The 276-nt window shown below is 58.3% G+C and carries 1 protein-coding gene; it reads right to left on the reverse strand.

What is annotated here, in order from left to right; all coding sequences use genetic code 11:
* On the reverse strand, positions 1–276 hold a 276-nt coding region (locus tag SB822_RS56760; protein WP_410859061.1), incomplete at both ends, for a carbon starvation CstA family protein.

Here is a 276-nt window from a genome sequence, read left to right on the forward strand (position 1 = left end):
TTCCATCTGCGGGTTGGTGCTGAACAGTTTCAGGCCCAGCGCCCAGGTGGTGCAGATAAGCAGCCATACAGCCGGAACAACAGTTACCCAGATGTATTGGGTGCGCTTCATCTTAATCAGCACAACGGTGCCCAGTACCAGCGCTACGGCTGCCAGCATCTGGTTGGAGATACCGAACAGCGGCCACAGGCTCTTAACGCCGCCCAGCGGATCGACCACGCCCTGATACAGCAGGTAGCCCCACAGACCCACACAGCCCGCAGTACCAATGATACC

Source organism: Paraburkholderia sp. SIMBA_054 (genome assembly GCF_046534875.1).
GTDB classification, from domain to species: Bacteria; Pseudomonadota; Gammaproteobacteria; order Burkholderiales; family Burkholderiaceae; genus Paraburkholderia; species Paraburkholderia hospita.